Annotated in this window: 15 protein-coding genes; 10 read left to right on the forward strand and 5 right to left on the reverse strand. The window is 66.0% G+C overall.

Features of this window, described 5'->3' with window-relative positions; translation table 11 throughout:
- Positions 1-66: 66 nt before the first annotated feature.
- Complete coding sequence (locus JFC09_RS02460) at positions 67-903, forward strand: 2-keto-4-pentenoate hydratase (RefSeq protein ID WP_198392373.1); 837 nt, start codon at positions 67-69, stop codon at positions 901-903.
- Positions 904-928: 25 nt separating this feature from the next.
- Here the strand turns inward: JFC09_RS02460 and JFC09_RS02465 are convergent, their stop codons facing one another.
- Both JFC09_RS02465 and JFC09_RS02470 read right to left on the reverse strand, forming a co-directional pair.
- Positions 929-1,639 carry a GOLPH3/VPS74 family protein gene (locus tag JFC09_RS02465; RefSeq protein ID WP_198392374.1) on the reverse strand — a complete coding sequence of 237 codons (711 nt, stop codon included), beginning with the start codon at positions 1,637-1,639 and terminating at the stop codon, positions 929-931.
- 223 nt (positions 1,640-1,862) lie between these two features.
- Positions 1,863-2,873, reverse strand: a complete 1,011-nt coding sequence (locus tag JFC09_RS02470; protein ID WP_198392375.1) for a hypothetical protein — start codon at positions 2,871-2,873, stop codon at positions 1,863-1,865.
- Positions 2,874-3,023: 150 nt separating this feature from the next.
- On the opposite strand from JFC09_RS02470, the gene JFC09_RS02475 reads away from it, so the two are divergent.
- The 3 genes from JFC09_RS02475 (at position 3,024) to JFC09_RS02485 (ending at position 6,769) form a co-directional block, all read left to right on the forward strand.
- A complete protein-coding gene (locus JFC09_RS02475; RefSeq protein WP_198392376.1) occupies positions 3,024-4,091 on the forward strand; it encodes an LLM class flavin-dependent oxidoreductase in 1,068 nt (355 codons plus the stop codon).
- 69 nt (positions 4,092-4,160) lie between these two features.
- A complete protein-coding gene (locus JFC09_RS02480) occupies positions 4,161-5,417 on the forward strand; it encodes a M20 metallopeptidase family protein (protein ID WP_198392377.1) in 1,257 nt (418 codons plus the stop codon).
- Positions 5,418-5,521: 104 nt separating this feature from the next.
- Complete coding sequence (locus JFC09_RS02485) at positions 5,522-6,769, forward strand: metal-dependent hydrolase family protein (protein ID WP_198392378.1); 1,248 nt, start codon at positions 5,522-5,524, stop codon at positions 6,767-6,769.
- Positions 6,770-6,859: 90 nt separating this feature from the next.
- Here the strand turns inward: JFC09_RS02485 and JFC09_RS02490 are convergent, their stop codons facing one another.
- Positions 6,860-8,029 carry a hypothetical protein gene (locus tag JFC09_RS02490; RefSeq protein WP_198392379.1) on the reverse strand — a complete coding sequence of 390 codons (1,170 nt, stop codon included), beginning with the start codon at positions 8,027-8,029 and terminating at the stop codon, positions 6,860-6,862.
- 3 nt (positions 8,030-8,032) lie between these two features.
- Positions 8,033-9,220 (reverse strand): M20 metallopeptidase family protein, encoded by a 1,188-nt coding sequence (locus JFC09_RS02495; protein ID WP_198392776.1) that lies wholly within the window; start codon positions 9,218-9,220, stop codon positions 8,033-8,035.
- A gap of 540 nt (positions 9,221-9,760) precedes the next feature.
- Between JFC09_RS02495 and JFC09_RS02500 the strand changes: the two genes are divergently transcribed.
- The 4 genes from JFC09_RS02500 to JFC09_RS02515 all read left to right on the forward strand — a co-directional run bounded on the left by JFC09_RS02500 (position 9,761) and on the right by JFC09_RS02515 (position 13,200).
- Complete coding sequence (locus JFC09_RS02500; protein WP_232483120.1) at positions 9,761-10,711, forward strand: TRAP transporter substrate-binding protein; 951 nt, start codon at positions 9,761-9,763, stop codon at positions 10,709-10,711.
- A gap of 82 nt (positions 10,712-10,793) precedes the next feature.
- On the forward strand, positions 10,794-11,444 hold the full coding sequence (locus tag JFC09_RS02505) for a TRAP transporter small permease subunit (RefSeq protein ID WP_198392381.1): 651 nt from the start codon (positions 10,794-10,796) through the stop codon (positions 11,442-11,444).
- Between the two features lie 38 nt (positions 11,445-11,482).
- On the forward strand, positions 11,483-12,742 hold the full coding sequence (locus tag JFC09_RS02510) for a TRAP transporter large permease (protein ID WP_198392382.1): 1,260 nt from the start codon (positions 11,483-11,485) through the stop codon (positions 12,740-12,742).
- 158 nt (positions 12,743-12,900) lie between these two features.
- Positions 12,901-13,200, forward strand: a complete 300-nt coding sequence (locus tag JFC09_RS02515; protein WP_198392383.1) for a biopolymer transporter Tol — start codon at positions 12,901-12,903, stop codon at positions 13,198-13,200.
- 15 nt (positions 13,201-13,215) lie between these two features.
- Here the strand turns inward: JFC09_RS02515 and JFC09_RS02520 are convergent, their stop codons facing one another.
- On the reverse strand, positions 13,216-14,925 hold the full coding sequence (locus tag JFC09_RS02520; protein WP_198392384.1) for an AMP-binding protein: 1,710 nt from the start codon (positions 14,923-14,925) through the stop codon (positions 13,216-13,218).
- 219 nt (positions 14,926-15,144) lie between these two features.
- Here JFC09_RS02520 and JFC09_RS02525 point away from each other — a divergent pair, with 219 nt between their 5' ends.
- Entirely contained in the window at positions 15,145-18,366 is a 3,222-nt protein-coding gene (locus tag JFC09_RS02525; RefSeq protein WP_198392385.1) for an acetyl-CoA carboxylase family protein, read from the forward strand.
- A gap of 46 nt (positions 18,367-18,412) precedes the next feature.
- Entirely contained in the window at positions 18,413-20,128 is a 1,716-nt protein-coding gene (locus JFC09_RS02530) for an AMP-binding protein (RefSeq protein ID WP_198392386.1), read from the forward strand.
- Positions 20,129-20,135: the final 7 nt, after the last annotated feature.

The raw sequence follows: 20,135 nt of genomic DNA on the forward strand, positions 1-20,135 counted from the left end.
ACATAATTGCGTGTGAATTCACCCACAGTTTCAGTGAGAGGGAGTTCACACCCGAACGGAGGCGCGATGTCGCTCAGTGAGGGAACCGCCGCGCGCGGTCTTCCGGACGACCAGGTGAAGGCGATTGCAGACGAACTGGCGGATGCCGCCCGCACGGGCACGCGCATCGATCCGCCAAGCCGGCGCTTCCCGGCGATGACGGTCGCCGACTCCTACGCTGTGCAGCGCCTGTGGCGGGATCGGCGGGAAGCGGAGGGCGGAACGGTCGCAGGCTTCAAGATCGGCCTCACGTCCGTCGCGATGCAGCAGGCTTTCGGTCTGGACGAGCCGGACTACGGCGTGATCTTCGAGGATCAGGTGCTGGCCGCAGGCGTCACCGTGCCGGCAGCGACCTGGAACCACGCGCGCGTGGAGGTGGAGCTGTCCTTCGTCCTGGACTCGCCTCTGGTCCCGGGGGCCGGTTCGGATGCGGGTGGGACGTTCACCGCGGCGGATGTCCTCGCGGCCACACGCTGCGTCGTGCCGTCGTTGGAGGTGCTCGACTGCCATGTCGTCGAGGACGGGATGACCGTCGTGGACACCATCAGCGACAACGCGGCACTGGGCGCGGTGATCCTGGGAGACGAGGAGTTCGATGCGACGGTGTTCGACCTGTCGTGGATCGGCGCCAAGCTGTTCGTCAACGGTCTGATCGTGGAGACCGGGGTGTCCGGCGCGGTGCTGGGCCACCCGGCGGCCAGTGCGGCGTGGATGGCGAATCGTTTCGCGGAGCGCGGCGAGGAGATCCCCGCCGGCGCACTCCTGCTGTCCGGATCCTTCACACGCCCCGTCCCCGTCGCGGCCGGAGACACGGTGATCGCGGAATACCAGGGGATGGGCGAGGTGCGCGTGCAGTTCACCTGACCGGTCACCTGACCGGAGCAGCGCCTCAGGGGCGCGGTGAGGTCGTCCCCGCGATGACGGCTGCCGCACCTGCCGCGGCCACAGCGGCGGCGGTCTGGAGGACGGCGGTGCCCAGCGCCTCGGCGCCCCATTCGCCCTTCTCGAACTCCTTGCCGCGGCTGTGGATGGTACCGGACCAGCGGGGCTGCGGGTGCAGCGACGGGAGGGTGCCGCTCGCAGAGACGAGCCCGATGAGCGCGGCGGTGCGCGCGTCCGCCTCGTGCCCCAGTTCCAGGATGTCGGCCACCCGCTTCCGCAGGGCCGGTTCGTAGGGGTCGTCCGTGGCGGGGTAGGTCGTCGTCGGGATGATGCCCAGGAAGCGCCCCTTCTCCTGGGACACCAGCCCGCGGTCCGCCAGGCGGTGGAGGAGCGTCGTCCACAGGTCCGCGCCGATCGTCATGAGGAGCGATGTGACCGGCTGCGGCTCCGCCGCGATCGCGTCGTAGGCCTCCTGCAGGAGCGGATCCGGAAGCGGACCGTCACCGGTCGCATGGACGACGACCCCGGACAGCCACGACTTCTGCCGCGTCTCGACGCGACCCAGCAGCGCCAGTTCGACCAGCACGGCGGCGCCCAGCGAGCAGTGCAGAGTGCTCGCGCCCGCGGGTGTGCCGGTGCTGTCATCGGCCAGCAGCAGCGCGAGGTCCTCGACGAGGAGGAGCGGCCCGTCCGGATCCGGAGGATGTTCGTCGGTCATCGGGGGGACTCCTCAGCAGGCAGCACGGGTCGTAGGGTGGCGCCTCGTCCCGCGGCAGCGTCGCCGGGCGGCAAGGTGTGAGGGCGACGATACCGGCAGCGGCGGCCCCGCGCGCCCGCCGGCGGGGAGAAGCAGGGAAATCCCCCGACCGATGGTCAGCCCCGTCACGAGCACGGTCGGTCTTCAGCCTACTCAGGGTCATCGGCATCCCGGGCGGTCGTCGTCACCGGAGGGCTGACGTCGTCGACTCTGCTGACGCAGGTGCTCGTTCCGGTGCTGCACACGCTCGCGCAGCGCTGGAAGCTCCGCCGGTCCGCGCGGGCGCAGGCGCCGAAGGAGCGGACGAGTCGTCGGGCGCCCTTCCCGACGATTGCGGAACCGACGACTGCGGAGCCGACGACTGCGGAGCTGGCGAGGGGAGTGACGGCGCCCCTCGGAGAGAACCTGGGATCACGAAGCGGCGGAACAGACTGAGGCTCATGGACGGCGACTGCTCGAGGTGGTCGAACCGCGCGACCGCACCACATGTCACGGGCATGAGGGAGGTGAACGGTGCGATGCGCTGAGCGGGCGAGTCCTTCTCCCACCGCCCGTCGCCGCGGAACTCCATCCCGGTGTCCGTGAGTCGCAGCAGCGCGAGCACCGGTTCGCCGTCCATCGGGTCGATGACGAGCCCCAGGTCGCCGGGCCGCTGCAGACCGAACCGGTGGCGCGTGTGCCTGCCCGCCGCGGTCGCCGCCGTGAGGCGGTGGACGATGTGGGCGGCTTCGCCGAGGTCCGCGAACTCCACGCCGGGCAGGCGCGTGCGCTGGTCGTCCGCCGTCGCCGGCATGAGGACCGTGACTGCGGGATGGTCCGTCCCGTCCACCTGCGTCCCCAGGATCCACACGATCGTGCCGTCCGGTGACATCTCCACGGTGAAGCGGTCCGGGGAGAACCGCTGGTGCCCGGTTGGGGTGGTGAGCCCCAGTCCGGCGTCCTCGACCCGGAGGTCGATGCCGACGGTCCAGTCCGTCGCGTCCGGGGAGTAGACCTTGAACGGACCGGTGGCGACGACCTCGGCGGCGGTCGCCACGACCGGGGTGGCGGTCGCAGACCGGACAGGGGCCTCGGCGGCGGTGGGGGCGGCGGGGCTGAGATCGGGATGGACGGCGCGGGGAAGGCCGAACGGTGTCTGCGACGTAGCCATGACTGCTCCTGCGGTGGTGCTGAGGACCAGCGGATGCCGATCCATGTGCACACAGTAGGAAGAGGCACGGACGCGGCGACTCGTGCTGCCGCGGTGGAGCGTCGCATCTCGTCATGGAGTGGCCGTGGCGTGTGTGGCGGGCCGATGATGGCGGGGAACGGACCATGGCACCGGCGCCACCCGGGGAGGAGAGAGATGAAGTTCGGCTACTGGACCCCTGTCTACGGAGGGTTCCTCCGCAACGTCGAGGACGAGGGGATGCCCGCCACCTGGGACTACATCAGGCAGGTGAGCACCCTGGCGGACGGGCTGGGCTTCGATCTCACGCTGGTCCCGGAGCTCTACCTCAACGACCGCAAGGGGCCGGAGGCTCCCAGTCTCGAGGCGTGGTCGCTGGCCACCGCGATCGCGGCCGTGACTGACCGGCTGGAGATCCTCACCGCGATCCGCCCCGGCTACCACAACCCGCAGGTGACGGCGAAGCGGCTGTCGACGCTCGCGGACATCAGCAGCGACCGCGTCTCCCTCAACGTCGTCGCCGCTTGGTGGGCGGAGGAGGCGAAGCAGTTCGGGGGAGTGTTCCCGTCGCACGACGACCGGTACGTGCACTGCACCGAATTCGTCGACGCGCTGCGCGGCCTGTGGACGCAGACCCCCTACAGCCAGCACGGCGAGTACTTCGACTTCACCGGCACCGTCGTCGAACCGAAGCCCGCTCGGCTGCCCCGGATCTACGCGGGAGGGGAGTCGGAAGGAGGGCGCGAGGCGATCGCGCGGTTCGCGGATTCCTACGTCACCCACGGCGGGACGGTCGCCGAGCTCACGGAGAAGACCGCAGACGTGAACGCGCGACGGCAGCGGCTGCAGGGTGCGCCGTTCGACACGATCGGGATGAGCGCCTACGTGATCATCCGCGACACGGAGGCGCAGGCACGGGCGGAGCTGGAACGCATCACGACGATCGACCCGCACTCGCCGGGCTACGCGTCGTTCGAGGAGTTCACGAAGCACTCGAAGCTGGACGTCGAGGTGTCCGCCCGCGAGTACTCGGTGGGCACGCGGGCGCTGCGGCCGGAACTGGTGGGCACAGCGGAGCAGGTCGCGGAGAAGATCCGCGCGTACGAGGCCGCCGGCGTGAATCTTCTGCTCATCCAGGCGTCGCCGCTCCACGAGGAGCTCGAACGGATCGCCACGGACCTCATCCCGCTGATCCGCGACGGGTCCGGTGAGGCAGTCGTAGACTCGGTGCAGATGGAAGCGTGACCGTCGACACACAGGGTCGCTCGGACGGACGGTGTCCTGTGGTCGTCAGGCGACGGAAGGGGCTGCACCATGATCGACTTCAAAGCAGGGGGACAGGAACTGCTGCCGGGGCTCAAGGAGCTGCGGCGCGACCTGCACGCTCATCCGGAGGTGGGTCTCGACCTGCCACGGACCCAGGGGAAGGTGCTGGCGGCACTCGAGGGGCTCCCGCTGGAGGTGACGACGGGGGTGGAGACGACCTCGGTCGTGGCGGTCCTGCGGGGCACCGGGCAGGGGCGGCCGGCGGAGGGCGCACCGGCGGTGCTGCTGCGCGGCGACATGGACGCCCTGTCGATCGAGGAGCGGACGGACGAGCCGTTCCGGTCGGAGAACGGGAACATGCACGCGTGCGGCCACGACCTCCACACCGCCGGTCTGGTGGGGGCGGCCCGGATCCTGTCCGCGCACCACGACCAGCTGGACGGGGACGTCGTCTTCATGTTCCAGCCCGGCGAGGAGGGCTTCAACGGGGCCTCCGTCATGATCCGGGAGGGAGTGCTCGACGCGGCCGGTGTGCGGGTGAGCGCGGCATACGGCGTGCACGTGCACATCGACGACGCGGGTGTCGTGTCGACGAAGCCGGGCACCCTGCAGGCCGGGTCCAACGTCCTCACCGTCACGGTCCACGGGGAGGGCGGGCACGGGTCGCAGCCGTTCGCGGCGGTCGACCCTGTGCCGGCGCTCGCGGAGATCGTCGTCGCCCTGCAGACGATGGTGACCCGCAAGTTCGACGTGTTCGACCCCGTCGTCCTGTCCGTCACCCAGCTGAGCGCGGGCGACATGGTGAACGTCATCCCTCCCAGCGCGACCCTGGGTGCGACCGTGCGGACGCTGTCCGATGAATCGGTCGCGCGCTTCCGTGCGGAGGCCACCCGCATCGCGGACGGCATCGCGTCCGCACACGGCTGCACCGCCGAGGTCGTGTTCGAGGAGCAGTACCCGGTCACCGTGAACGACACGGACGAGACGGCGTGGGTGGCCGACGAGATCCTCGAGTTCTTCGGTGAGGACCGGCTGAAGATCGTCGAGGACCCGATCATGCCCAGCGAGGACTTCTCGTTCGTGCTGCGGGAGGTGCCGGGCACCTACCTCATGCTGGGTGCCAAGCGGGCGGACGTCCCGGAGGAGGAGCAGGCGGACAACCACTCGCCGCACGTCGTGTTCGACGATGCGGTGCTGGGGGATCAGGCGGCGCTGCTCGCGCACCTGGCGGTGCGGAGGCTGCGGCGCGGTTCTGCGGCGGGTGGTGGTGACAGTGGGGCCTCGGGACGGACGCCGCGTCACTGACGGGCTGGCGGTGCGGCCTCGGGCGCATTGACGGAAGCGCCAACAGAGTGACGGCAGCGCCAACAGACTGACGGAAGAAGCAACGGACGACGAAGGGAGATTCCATGACGGACACACGCGTCATCACGGGTGCTCAGCTGTTCGACGGCGAGGAGTTCCGGGGGCGGCACGACGTCCTCGTCCGGGACGGGGTGATCGCAGAGCTGCGGGCATCGGGGACCGGTGGGACACCGCTGGCGGCGGAGGCGTCGACGGACGGGCGGATCGTCGATGTCGTCGATGCGACGGGGAAGACGCTCACCCCGGGTCTCATCGACTGCCACGTGCACGTGGCGACGGACGGGGCGGGCAGTCTGGACGCGTTTGTGGAACCGTTCTCCCTGCAGTTCTTCCGGGCTGCGCGGAACCTCGAGCGGACACTGCAGGCGGGTGTGACGACGGCGCGGGACGCCGGTGGTGCGGATGCGGGTGTGAAGGCTGCGCTGTCGGACGGGTTCGTCGATGGGCCCACCCTCTACGCGGCGATCTCCATCATGAGCCAGACCGGTGGGCACGGCGACGGCCGGATGGCTTCCGGGGCGCACATGCCGATGCTGACGGGACACCCGGGCCGGCCCGATGGTGTGGCGGACGGTGTGGACGCGGTGCGTGCGAAGACGCGGGAGATCCTGCGTGCGGGTGCTGACCACATCAAGATCTGCTCGACGGGTGGAGTGCTGTCGCCCACGGACGATCCCCGGCACAGCCAGTTCACGGTCGCGGAGATCGAGGCGATCGTGGAGGAGGCTGCGGCACAGGGCACGTACGTCATGTCTCACGCGCAGGGTGCGGAGGGGATCCGCAACGCGCTGCGGGCGGGGGCTCGTTCGATCGAGCACGGGATCTTCCTTGACGAGGAGACGATCGAGCTGTTCCTCGAGAAGGACGCGTTCCTGGTCCCCACGCTGCAGGCGCCGTTGGCGGTCATCGCTGCGGCGGATGCGGGGGCGGCGCTGCCGACGTCCGTCGTCGCGAAGGCGCGGATGGTCGCGGAGACGCACCGGGAGTCGATAGCGCAGGCGTATGACGCGGGCGTGAAGATCGCGATGGGCACGGACGCCGGTGTGGGTCCGCACGGGGAGAACCTCGAGGAGCTGGAGCTGATGGCCGCGGTGGGGCTGTCGACGCGGGATGCGCTGCGGGCGGGCACGACCGTGGCGGCGTCCCTGCTGGACCTGCCGACGGTGGGGCGGGTGGCGACCGGGTATGCGGCGGACCTGGTCCTGTTCGACGGCGACCTGGAGCAGGCGGGTCTGTCGGAAGCCAGGCGGCGCGTGTCGCAGGTGTATCAGGGCGGCATGCGGAAGCGGTGACGCCGGGACGCAGAGAGAACCCGTCGACCCACGGTGTGGGCCGACGGGTTCTCTCGTGTGTTCTTGAGGGCTATGCGGCGGAGACGCCCGTCAGAGGAAGCTCACCAGCACGCTCGCGATGACGACGGAGCCGGCGCTCACCGAGGTGAACCCGCCCACCAGCATGGCGGGGAGCATCGCGTTCGTGAGTTGGTCACGCTCCTCCGGAGTGCGTCCCACGGAGCGGGCGACTTCGTTGGTCAGCAGGTAGTCCGCTGGGAAGCCGTACATGGCGGTGAGCGCGACGGACATGCCGAGGGTGGGCTTCCACCGCAGCAGCTTCGTCGCGATGAAGCCGCCCAGCATGATGCCGATCCCGCCGACCACCAGGATGACGACCATCGGCAGGAGTGCGGCGATGACGTCCGACAGCGATGCTTCGACGAGCGGTGCCATGACGATCGCGATGACACCGGCCATGGCGATGCCGAAGGAGCTCGACTTCTCCAGAGCGCGCTCCGGGGTGAGGCCGATGGCGGTCGAGACGATGCCCAGGAGCAGCGCCAGGATGGACGAGGGGATGTGCGTCGGGACCGCCAGCAGTGTCGCGACCGAGCCGCCCACCAGCACGGCGAAGAGGTTGAAGAGCTCGTTGTCCACGAGGAACTGCGGCAGGGTCACGAGCTTCTTCTTCGAAGCTGACTCGTCTACGGCCTGGGCCTCTGCGGCGAGCTTCTCCAGCTCACCGCTGTCGCGCAGGCCGATCGCGAACCGGCGCAGCAGGAAGTTGGTCATGGGCATCGACGGCAGTGACTGCATCATGAGCACCAGTGCCGGCAAGACGACGATGACGGAGGACACGCCCGCGGCGGTGAGACCTTCCGTCGTGAGACTCGTCGCGACGATGCCTCCCGCCAGCGGCCCTGCACCTGCGACGAAGAACTCGAAGCCGAAGAGCGGTGCGACAGTGACTGCCAGGAGCCCGACCGCGACGACCATTCCGGCCACTGCGATGATGACGGACCGCCATTGCTGCAGCAGCGTGGGCAGTGGGATGAGCGAGCCCATGTGGAAGAGGATCGGAGCCACGAGGATCGTGTAGACCTGCGGCATGAGCGAGTCGTCCACGACGGTGGTGGGCACCAGACCCAACTGCGCGAAGATGAAGATGCCGAGCATCGCGACGAGCAGGCTGGGCACGCGTGCCTTCGACCAGATGGAGGCGAGCTCGCCGACCGCGATGAACGCGAGCACGATGGCGGCGCTGTAGATGGGTTCCATGTGTCAGCCCTTCCGTGAGTTGTGGTGCCAGGCCAGTGCTGCGAGCGACGCCGCCTGGTCGGCCAGCACCGCGTCGTCGAACTGCACCAGCGGCGAATGGTTCATCGCCGCTGTGGCCGGATCGATGCCGGCAGGGGTCGCCTGCAGGAAGTAGAAGGCGCCGGGCACCTCGTTGAGGACGAAGGAGAAGTCCTCCGATCCCATGAGCGGGTCGTCTGCTTCGACGACGCGGTCGGTACCGAAGAGATCGGTGAGTGTGGAGAGCGCGAACGCGGCCTCGTCCGTGTCGTTCACGGTGGGCGGGTAGAGGGCTTCCCAGGTCACCTCGGCGGTGCAGCCGAACCCGGCGGCGGTCGATTCGGCGAGCTCCTGCGCATAGCGCGGGAAGTCGCGGGTGGTGGCCTCGGAAAGCGTGCGCACGGAGGCGCCCATCGACGCCTCGACGGGGATGACGTTGACGGCTTCACCGGCGGACAGGTTCGTGATCGCCGCGACGACGGGGTCGAACACGCTGAACCGGCGGGTGACCATCACCTGGAGGGCCTGGCAGAACTCGACGAGCGGGGCGACGGGGTCCAGCGCGTTCTCCGGCTGTGAGCCATGGCCGCCTGCACCGTGGAACGTCACGCGCAGCACGTTGGACCCGGCCATGATCGGGCCGGGGCGGCTCACGAAGACGCCCTGTTCGCCGGGTAGGACGTGGACCGCATAGGCGGCGTCCACTCTGGTGCCCGCGGCGTCGAGCAGGCCTTCGGCGAGCATGGGCGCTGCGCCTCCTGGCCCTTCTTCGCCGGGTTGGAACATGAAGACGACAGTGCCGGGGAGCTCGTCGCGGTGTGCGGAGAGCAGTCGCGCTGCACCGACGAGGCCCGCAGTGTGGAGGTCGTGGCCGCACGCGTGCATGTTGCCGTTCGCCGAGGCGTAGGAGAGGTCGTTGTCCTCCTCCACCGGCAGCCCGTCCATGTCCCCGCGCAGCAGGACCGTGGGGCCGGGGTGTGCACCGCGGAGCACTGCGACGACGGAGGACAGGGAGTCTCCGGTCGTGATCTCCAGCGGCAGTCTTTCGAGGGCGACGAGAACGCGGGACTGGGTCCAGGGGAGATCGTTGCCCAGTTCCGGGTTGCGGTGCAGTTCGCGCCGTAGCGCGATGAGGTCTGCGGAGAGGGCCTGGGCCTCACGGACGAAGTCGATGATCAAGCTGGTGTGCCCCTTTCAGAAGTGGTCGGAGGGGGCGTGGACCTGGCATGTGACTGCGTGACTCACCTCACGCTAGCGCGATCACGGCTTTCCGTCACTCACTACGTCGCAGTAGGTCAGCTCCATGGAGGTGTTCAGGGCGTTCTCGTGGTGTTGCGGATGTTCCGCTGTCAGTCGACGCAAGACGGTGGTCACATCTTCAGGCACTTCCTCCCAAGGTTGCTGAGCAGTGCCAAGCGCTTTGCGGCACCCGGGCGACGCAGCACTTGTCGATCGATCACTCACTTTTCTATTGACACCTATGACGGACATCACTAATTTGAGACGAGGCGACCGACGCGGGGCACATTCAACGACGAGTGCTCATGAGCCCGATGGGTAGTGATGACGATGAGTTTCAGCGGATCCGTGATGCGAGCAAAGGGGGTGCGAGTAACTCGCACTGCGCTGGCCATGTGTGCCACCACTGCACTGCTCGCCACTGCTGGATGCGTTTCTTCAGGTGGTTCCGGCAGTGATGGTGACGCTGTGACGATGCGGATCAATACAGGAGTGCCTCCCAGTCATCACTACGTGAAGAATGTCTGGGACCCGTGGACGGAGAAGGTCGACGAGGAGACCGACGGGGCGGTCACCATCGAGATCTATGACGGTGACACTCTTGGGTCTTTCGGCACAGCCTTGTCCGATATTCAGGGAAACGTGTACGACGGCACCTTCATTATTCCGGAGTACTTTGAGGATAGTGACCTCTTTCCGTACACGATCGGACCGATGCCTTACGCGTACCCGGATATCGACACCGGTAACGAAGTGCTGGAGAAGTTCGTCGACAAGTATGAGGACGAGATGACCGCAGACGGAGTCGTGCTGCCGGCTGCGACTGTTTCGGATCTCTACAACATCTACTCGACTAAGCCAGTCGAGAAGCTCGATGACCTGGCGGGCATGCAATTCCGTGCGTCCTCTGAGTCGAATGCGGATCTGATCAAGGCATGGGGTGCTGCGCCTGTGCAGACGACCACCGGCGAGGTCTACCAGGGTCTGGAACGAGGCACCATCGACGCGACTGCATACACGAACGTTGGCGCGCTGGGATTCAAATTCTATGAAGTCGCTCCGCACATCTCGGCGGTTGAAGCATATGGAACCCTCGTCGCGCCCGCGATCAGCCAGCAGTTCCTCGATGGTCTGCCAGACGATACGCGGCAGGTCTTCGAAGACTCCTTGTTGCCGGAGCTCGGAGAGCTTGCACGCGCCACCTACGGCATGGAAGTCGACGATGCGAATGACACTCTCGCGTCGGAGGACGGTGTCGACATCATCGAGATGTCAGACGAGGACCTGAGCGAGTTCAAGGAAGCTTCGGAGCCCGTCTGGGAAGACTGGATCGAAGAAGCCGACGAGCGCGGGCATGACGGGCAGGAGATGGTCGATACGTGGATGGACCTGCTTGAGGAGGCAGGCGGCGAACGGCCGTTCTGATCCTCATCCGATCCTCTTCTCACCGCCGCCGACACCCGATCGGTCGTGTCGGCGGCGCCCCTCCTGCTGACTGGAGAGAGCAATGACGACCCTATGGTCAGGTATCGATCGAACCGCCGGATGGATGTCGAGGCTCTGTGGCTGGGGAGCAGTGCTCCTCACTTTGACGGTAGCGGCGCTGCTCGTGTCCAACGTCGTGCTTCGGATTGTCGCGCAACCCATCTACGGTGTCGTTGACTACACCAAGTACGGAATGCTCGCCATCGTGATGCTCGCGTTGCCGTATACCCACCGTGAGCATGCGCATATTGCGATCCGATTGGTGACAGATCGGTTCCCGCCACGGGCTCGGCACGGCTTCGAACTTCTCGCACAACTGCTCACCGCCGGAACCACCGCCTATATTTCATATCTCTATCTCGCCAGAACATTGATGGGGGCGAAGAGCTTCTCCGGAGGACTCATCACTCTGCCAGAGATGCCGTTTCGCGTACTCATCATCGTGGGGTTCGGGCTGTGGGCAGTCGAAGCTCTCATTGACGCGGTGAACGCCGCACGTCGTTTGGCGGGATCAGAAACTGCAGAGACCGACAGCCCGGAGATAGACCCTGACGACCCACTAGCTGCAGACGACAGCCTCGTAGCGGGGAAGGGCCCGGCAGGACTACGGGACGCAGTCACGGATGCTGATCACGCTGGCAACTCAGAGCGCGGAACGAGGGGGCAGTCATGACTGAGATCGTCCTGGTCGGGACCATCGCGATCGTCGCGATGCTCGTCCTCATGGCGCTATCAGTCCCCGTGGCGGTGGCGATGGCTCTTCCAGCGCTTGTGGGTGTCATTTACGTTCTTGATCCGAATGTGTTGGCCGCGAGTATCGACAGCATCTTCGTGAATCATGCGGCAAGTTACCCGCTCGTCACTATCCCGCTCTTCGTGCTCATGGGCGAGATTCTGTATGAATCCGGACTCACGGCGAAGCTCTATGACGCAGTCCGAGTGTGGTTCGGGCGGGTTCGAGGAGGACTTGCGTTCTCTTCGATCGGAGCGTCCGCGATGTTCGCCGCGTCGTCGGGGTCCAGCGTTGCGACGACCTCGACGATGGGTGTCGTTGCGTCCAAGGAGATGCTCAACGCGAAGTACGATCAGAGGCTCATCTCCGGTGCGATCGTCGCTGGCGGTGGCCTCGGGATCCTCATCCCGCCATCGACCATCATGATCGTCTACGGGACGATCGCTGAAGAATCGATCGGAAAGCTGCTCATCGCCGGTCTTGTCCCGGGCATCCTCCTTGCCCTTCTGCTGATGGTGACGGTTGCAGTGATCGTGGCGATCCGCCCCTCGTTCGGGCCCGGGGGTGATCCGGCGACCTATGCGGAGAAGTTCCGAAGCATCACTCCGATCTTTGCGATCGGCATCCTGTTCGTGCTGGTCGTCGGCGCGATGTACTCCGGCTTCGCCTCTCCGACAGAGTCGGCCGCAGTCGGAGTCGCTGGGGCGATCATCATTGCCGCAGTGCGTCGGAGCCTTTCTCTTGCGAATCTCCTCAGTGCGGTCGCTCGCGCCGTTCGCACGACGGGCTTCATCTTTGCGATCATCCTCGGCTCGTTCATGCTCAACTATCTGCTTGCGATCACGCGGATCGCGAACAATCTGGCGAGTTTCATCAGTGGGATCGCTGCCCCGACGGCTGTGATCTTCGCAGCGATCGTGGTCCTTTATCTCATCCTGGGTGCTTTCATGGACGCCTTTGCGATGGTCGTCATCACTGTGCCGATCATGCTTCCGATCGTCGATGCGTTGAACCTCGATCCCATCTGGTTCGGAGTCATCGTGGTGCTCATGGTGGAGATGGCTCTTATAACTCCGCCAGTGGGCATGAACAACTTCATCCTGCACGGTGTGGCGCCCCAGTTGAAGCTTGGAAACATCATGAAGGGTGCTGTTGTCTTCTGCATCCCAATCCTGGCCACCGTCGTGCTGCTTTACATCTTCCCGGAGATCGCTCTGTTCCTGCCGTCGCGGATGTAGTGCAGGTGCGATTGACGGTCGAGCTTCCGGACGAAGGCTCTCAACTTTAACCCTTAAAGTTGAAGCGCTGGCTCGGCGCACACGACTTAAGCGCTATCTCAGTGCCCCATCGGCACGGCCCGCGTTACCCAGCAGCGAACAGACGGATCGTGAGGGGCATGGTCGAAGAGGATGAGCGGTTCCTCGTCGTGAACGGCCGGCGGTGGCGTCGTGCGGATCCTTCGCTGCCGGACGATGTCGTAAGTGCCCTCACTTCCCATCTGGGCCGTGCCCGCAACGCCGTCAAGCAGGCGAAGCGGGCTGGCGACGAGGACGCCCTGGCCAGTGCTCGAGGTCGTGTCCAGGTGGCGAAGGTGGGGTTGGGGGAGCGCTCCGATCCCTGGTGGGAGCTGAGCGAGGAGGCCAGGCAGGAGCGCGCACGTGAAGCCGTGGAGCAGCTGGAAGAGTCCGGAGGATGATCCGGGAGGCCATCTTCACGCCATGGAGTGTTCCGCGCGAAGTTCGTCGATGAGTGCGACTTTGCGGATCTTTCCTGTTGCTGTCATTGGCATCGCATCGACGATCACGACGTCGGGCACCTTGTAGCCAGCCATCTGCTGTGCCGACCACTCGCGGATGTCATCGCCGGTGGCCGATGCCTCCGCCCGCAGTTCGACGAAGGCGACGGGTTTCTGGCCGGTGTCCGCATCCTCGCGTGGGGCCACCGCGACGCGTTCGATTGCAGGGTGCGCACGAAGGAAGCTCTCCACTTCGGAAGGGAAGACGCTCATGCCGTTCACCTTGATCATCTCCTTCGTCCGCGCGAGATAGGTGAGGGCGCCGTGCTCGTCGAAGCGTCCGGTGTCGCCGGTGAGCAGCCAGCCGTCGACAAGAGTGTCCCGGGTGGCGTCCGGCTTGTTGTAGTAGCCGGTCAGCAGGGAAGGTGAGTGCACGAGTATCTGACCTGTCTCGCCGACGGGAACGGGGTCGAGGTTCGCATCGACCACGATGATCGACGTCCCAGGAACGGGGTAGCCGCAGTACACCGGATCCGCGCGCAGATCCTGATCGTCGAATCCCAGCCCGAAGGTGAAGGTGTCGGATGTGTGTGACTCCGTCATGCCGTACGAGGCTTCGCGGAGTGTCACGCCCGTCGCCTCCTTCCACTGGGCGCGCAGCTCGACGTCTAGTTTCCGTACGAACGAGACGGCGTTGCAGGTGTGCAGCGACGCTACGGCGGCCGGCGTGAACTCCGGCAGCTCCATGAGTTCCATGTAGTTCTCCGCAGGGCCGACCATGAATGTCACCTTCTGGGACGTGATGAGGTCCAATGCCGCGCGGGCGTTCCAGCGATTCATGATGACGACGGTCGAGCCGTCGACGATCGGCAGCAACAGGGAGAGGTTCTCGCCGGCGATCCAGAACATCGGGAGGAAGCCTAGGGAGGCGTTGTCGCCCACACCAGGAGCTCGCCCCTGGCCGGCGAGGGACGCGAGAGCTGTGTAGACCATGTGGCCCTGGGTGTGCTCGCACCCCTTCGGCATGCCGGTCGTGCCTCCGGTGTAATTCAGTGCGGCGAGCGAATCGGCATCGATGTCGACGACCGGCGCCGGCGCATGCGCGAGGATCTCGGCCCAATCCGTCGGGAGGTCTGCGTCCGCGGGCCCGAATGGGGCAGGTGGCGTCGCTGGTCCTTCGAGCATGTCGGCCAGCTGCGTGTAGCCGACTATGAGGTCGATGCCCAGTTCGCTGCGGACCTCCTCGATCTGTGGCGCGAAATCGGGAAGCGCCAGCAGGGCAGTGATGCCGGCATCGCGGACCTCGTGCGAAAGCTCCTGGGTGCGGAACATCGGGTTGACGGGAACATGCACAGCGCCCGCGCGGAGGATCCCCAGGAAGGCGATCATGAACTGGGGGCAGTTCGGAAGGTAGACGCCCACCCGGTCGCCCCGGTCGACTCCCTGAGAGTGGAGCCATCCTGCGAAGGCCGCGGAGCAGCGGTCGAGCTCTGCGAACGTGATGTCGCGACCGTAGAAGTGGATCGCTACGGTCTCGGGTCGCTCGCTCGCCCACTTCTGCAGGTAGTCGATGAGGCTTCCGCCCGGGATCGGCTCTTCCAGAGTGCGTGGCACCTCGGCTGGCCAGAGATCGCGTAGGCCCGCCAATTCGGCCGCGGCTGCTTCCCATGTGTGCGTCTTCGACATCATTGTCTCCGTTCGTTCGTCGGGCGTCTCTGCCCAGGGCGCCGGCAGGTCTCGCTGTCGCTCCACTGGCTGGTGGCATCGACCGCGGTCAGGAGGCGCACGTGCCGCCCGCACAGCGTAGGGCACTGTTCCGCAACCGATCATCGCGCTGATTGACAGGTGAGTCAACCGGTGATTGACTTGTGAATTGACATAGGTGTCAATCGGTGGAGGGTCCTGATGTCGACTGTTCTCGTGGCTAATCGCGGAGAGATCGCGGTACGCATCATCGATGCTGTGCATGCAGTGGGGATGTCTGCGGCGGTGATCCACACGTCTGACGACGACGCGCATATTCGCCACGCGGACGAAGCGATCCTGCTCAACGGAGTGGGTGTCGCCCCGTATCTGGACATTGACCAGGTTGTGGCAGCGGCGCGCGCGGCCGGAGCGACCCACCTCCACCCCGGTTACGGGTTCCTGTCTGAGAACGCCGGACTGGCCCGCGCCTGCGCGGAAGCGGGGGTCGTCTTCATCGGCCCGTCGCCGGACGCTCTTGACGCGTTCGGGGACAAGTCCCGCGCCCGGCGCCTCGCGGAGTCCGTCGGTGTGCCAGTCGTACCGGCGACTGATCTCAAGCCGTCGGTCGATGAGGCCGAGGCGTTCCTCCGTGAGCACGGCGCGGTCATGGTCAAGGCGACCGCAGGGGGCGGTGGGCGCGGCCTGCGTCGTGTCACCGACCCAGCAGACCTCGCTTCCGCCATGAAGGACTGCGCGCGTGAGGCGCAGCTGTACTTCGGGTCCGACGATTTCTTCATCGAGAAGCTCGTCACGCGTCCGCGTCACGTCGAGGTCCAGGTGATCGGTGACGGTCGGACGCAGCAGCACCTGTGGGAGCGGGACTGCTCCGTGCAGCGCCGCAACCAGAAGATCGTCGAAATCGCACCGAGCCCATCCTTGTCGCCCGAACTGCGGGCCGGAATGACGGAGGCGGCTCTGAAGATCGCAGCCGCCGTGGACCTGTCGTCGCTGGCAACGGTCGAATTCCTCGTCTCCGAGGATGCCTTCTATTTCATGGAGGTCAATCCGCGGCTGCAGGTCGAGCACACAGTGACGGAGGAGATCACGGGTATCGACCTCGTCGCCGCTCAGCTGCGTGTCGGAACGGGGAGCTCACTGGCTGACCTGTGCCTTGCAGCCCCTCCGGAGACCCACGGGTTCGCCGTACAGGTGAGGCTGAACGCGGAGACGATCCAAGAGGACAGCGAGATCACGCCGAACGCGGGGCCGGTCAACGACCTGGTGCTCCCCGCTGGTCGTTACGTCCGTGTCGATACCGCGCTGCGGGGCGGAGGCCGCGTCAGCCCGCGGTTCGATTCCCTTGTTGCCAAGATCATCGGCCGGTCGGAGACTTTCGCCGGCGCTGCGGCCGTGACGGCGCGGGCGCTGGAAGACCTGACGATCGCTCCCGTGCAGACGAACAGGTCGCTCCTCCATGCGGTCCTCACGGATGAGACGTTCCTCCGGGGGGATATCGACACCGGCTACCTGGAGGCGGAGCTCCCGTCGCTGGTCGACCATTCGCTGGCCGGCGACAGCATCGAGACCGCACCGTCGGAATCTACTGCGGTCGACGTGCCGGAAGGGGCCCAGACCATCGAGGCGAAGCTCGCCGGTGTGGTCGTCTCCCTCCACGCCGATGCGGGTGACTCGGTATCCTCGGGGTCCGTTCTCCTCGTCGTCGAATCGATGAAGATGGAACACCCCGTGTCCGTGAGCAGCGGGTTGACGATCGACAAGATCTTCGTCGCTCCGGGAGACGTCGTCGAGGCTGGGCAGGTGCTGGCGTACGGGCAGAAGGCCGACGTCGCGCAGGTAGTCGCGACGGAAGACGAGAGCATGCCGCGCGATGAGGGTTGGGGCGCAGAGGTCGAGGAGATTCAGCGCAGGCTGGATGACGCGCACGCGCACGGCGGCCCGGACAAGGTCGCGCGTCAGCACGACACGGGCAGGCTCACGGCGCGCGAGCGGATCGCGGCGATCGCGGATGAGGAGACGTTCGAGGAGATCGGCCCGCTCGCCGGCTACGGCGACTACGACGAGGACGGCAATCTGGTGCGTGTCCAGCCGTCCAACTACCTGTCCGGCACCGCGCGGGTCCGCGGGAGGCGCGCTCTGCTGGGTGTGGACGACTTCAGCATCCGCGGGGGGTCAGGCGATGCCGCTGTCCACGGGAAGCAGATCTTCACTGAACAGCTCGCCGGGGAGATGCGTGTGCCCATGATCCGGGTGCTCGACGGGGCGAGTGGCGGAGGCAGTGTGAAGAAGGTCCTCACTGCGAAAGCGATGTATCTGCCGGTTAACCCCGGCTGGAACCATGTGGTCGAGAACATGTCTCGTGTGCCTGTGGTCTCCGTGTGTGCGGGCCCCACTGTCGGGTTGGGAGCTGCGCGCTTCGTCATGTCGCACTTCGGTGTGATGGTGCAGGGCATCGGACAGCTCTTCACTGCCGGCCCTCCCGTGGTCCGTGCAGCGACGGGCGAAGACGTCGACAAGGACGGTCTGGGCGGCGAGGACATCCACCGCACGAACGGCACGGTCGAAAGGTTCGTCCCGGACGAGGCGACCGCGTACGAGGTCGTCGCTGACTTCCTGTCCTATCTCCCGCAGTCTGTGGACGGGCTGCCTCCCGTGGTGGAGAACTCGGACCCCGTGGACCGCTCGGAAGAGCACCTCATTCGCGCAGTACCTCGCAACCCTCGCCAGATCTATGCGATCGAACCGATCCTCGAAGCGGTCTTCGACCGCAACTCCGTGTTCCGCTTCGCGGAGTACGGCGATGGCACATACACGGCTCTTGCACGGTTGGACGGCCATCCCGTCGGAGTGGTGACGGCCGACCCCTCGAAGGGCGCGACACTGTCACGGGAGGGAGCCCAGGCCGTCGAACGACTCGTGGACATCTGCGAAGCCTTCAACCTGCCGCTGGTGAGCCTCACCGATCAGGCGGGGATGACGATCGGCGTGCAGGCGGAACGGGATGCCACCATCCGCACGGGGGCACGCGCGATCGCCGCGATCTATCAGGCCCGGATCCCTCAGGCGGAGATCATCTTGCGGCGGGTCTACGGTGTGGGCGGCGCAGGGATCGTCAACCGCCACCGTGCGGTGCGCAGCTGGGCCTGGCCGTCAGGGGACTGGGGCTCTCTTCCGCCACAGGGCGGGATCGAAGCGGCCTTCCGTGCCGAACTCGCTGCGCACGATGACCCTGACGCACGGCTTGCGGAGATCACGCGTGAGCTCGAGCAGGTGTCGTCGCGCTTCCGCACAGCGGAGACGTTCAGCGTCCAGGACATCATCGATCCGCGGACGACCCGGCGGCGGCTGTGTGAGTGGGTCGTCGATGCGTATGCGGTTCTTCCCCGGCTGGTCGGTGAGCCGTGCTTCGGCGTCCGGCCGTGACAGGCGACTGACCACCGGAACATCTCACACACGAAGGAGTGTCGACATGGAGACAGATTCTGCAGCTCAGCTGGAAGCCCTTCTGACTGCCGATGGCAGCACGCTGCCCGAACGACTCGATCACTGGGTGGACCGCAGTCCGCACGCGGTCTGCGTATACGACGGCGAGACGGACACCGAATACACGTATGAGGAATTCGGCGCGATTACCGACAGGATCGCGGGGAACCTCGCCCAGTGGGGGATCGTCCCGGGGGACAGGATCTCGGTCTTCACGACGAACAGCCTGTTCGCTGCAGAGATGATGTTCGCATGCTGGAAGTCCGGCGCCGTCTACAGCCCCGTCAACTTCTCGTATCGAGGACGGCTCCTGTCGTATCAGTTGAAAGACACCTCGCCGCGGCTCCTCCTCACCGACGCGGACCTCGTCGAGAGGATCCCGGAGATCTGGGAGGACGTCAGTGACGCCACGCAGATCCAGGTCATGGTGTTCGACGACGATGCAGAGGGAACGGTGGACGGGGTGCCGCGCCTGCCATGGTCATCCATGACCAGGAAGGCGGCGCGTCCCTCGATCGACATCGCTCCCGGCGACGCCGCGAACATCGTCTACACCTCGGGCACCACGGGTCCGGCAAAGGGAGTTCTGCAGCCTCACCTGTGGATCAACCAGTACTCGTATGGGTTGCGGTCGTACATCAACGCCGACGATGTCGTCTACAACGACCTCCCGATGTACCACGTCGGTGGTGCGTTCGCGAACGTCGGACGAGCGATCTGGAAGGGCGCCGAGGCAGCGATCTGGAACAAGTTCTCGCCCTCCGAGTTCTGGGATCGGATCAATCGCAGAGGAGCTACCTCTGCGATTCTGCTCGATGTGATGATCCCGTGGCTCATGAAGGCTCCAGAATCCGAAGCAGACCGGGCGAACACCCTGAATAAGGTCCACATGCAGCCGCTCCCGCTGCAGCATTCGGCCGTCGCACAGCGATTCGGGATCGACATCGTGAGCGCCGGCTTCGGCCAGACGGAGTCCGGTGGACCTCTCAAGATCGTCATGCGGGAGACGGAAGAGGGCGAAGGGACGCCGGACGATCTTCGCAAGGGGCTGATGGGGGCCGACCTCGAGGCTGCATGCGTGGAGCGCGGATTCAGCGTCGTCGACGGAGCCTCTGTCACAGAGAAGGGCGCGATGGGGTATCCCAGCCACTTCGTCGACGCCATGATCGTCGACGAGAACGACGACGAATGCCCACGTGGCGTGCCCGGCGAACTCGTTGTCCGGCCCAAGATCGACCACATCATGATGACGGAGTACATCGGGAAGCCCGAGGCGACAGCAAAGGCCTGGCGCGGCGGTTGGTTCCACACCGGGGACTCGGCTCTCCAGAACCCTGACGGGTCGTTCCGCTTCGTCGATCGGATGGGCGACCGCATCCGTGTGAAGGGTGAGAACCTGTCTTCCTTCCAGGTGGAGGATCTGCTCCACGGACATCCGGACGTCCAGATGACGGCGGTGTTCGCGGTCCCGAGCGAGGAAGGAGATGAAGACGACATCGTCGCGTTCGTGGTGCCGACTGACGGGTCTGAAGTCTCGGAGGAGGGCCTTCGCGATTTTGCGCAGAAGGCGATGCCGAAGTTCATGCGTCCCGCGCATTACAGGGTCGTCAGCGACATTCCTCGGACTCCCACGAATAAGATAGAGAAGTACAAACTGAGGAAGCAGTTCACAGCCGCCAGCGCGACGACGGGAACACCGTGAACGCGCG

It is taken from the genome of Brevibacterium yomogidense (assembly GCF_016107685.1).
In the GTDB taxonomy this organism is placed as follows: domain Bacteria; phylum Actinomycetota; class Actinomycetes; order Actinomycetales; family Brevibacteriaceae; genus Brevibacterium; species Brevibacterium yomogidense.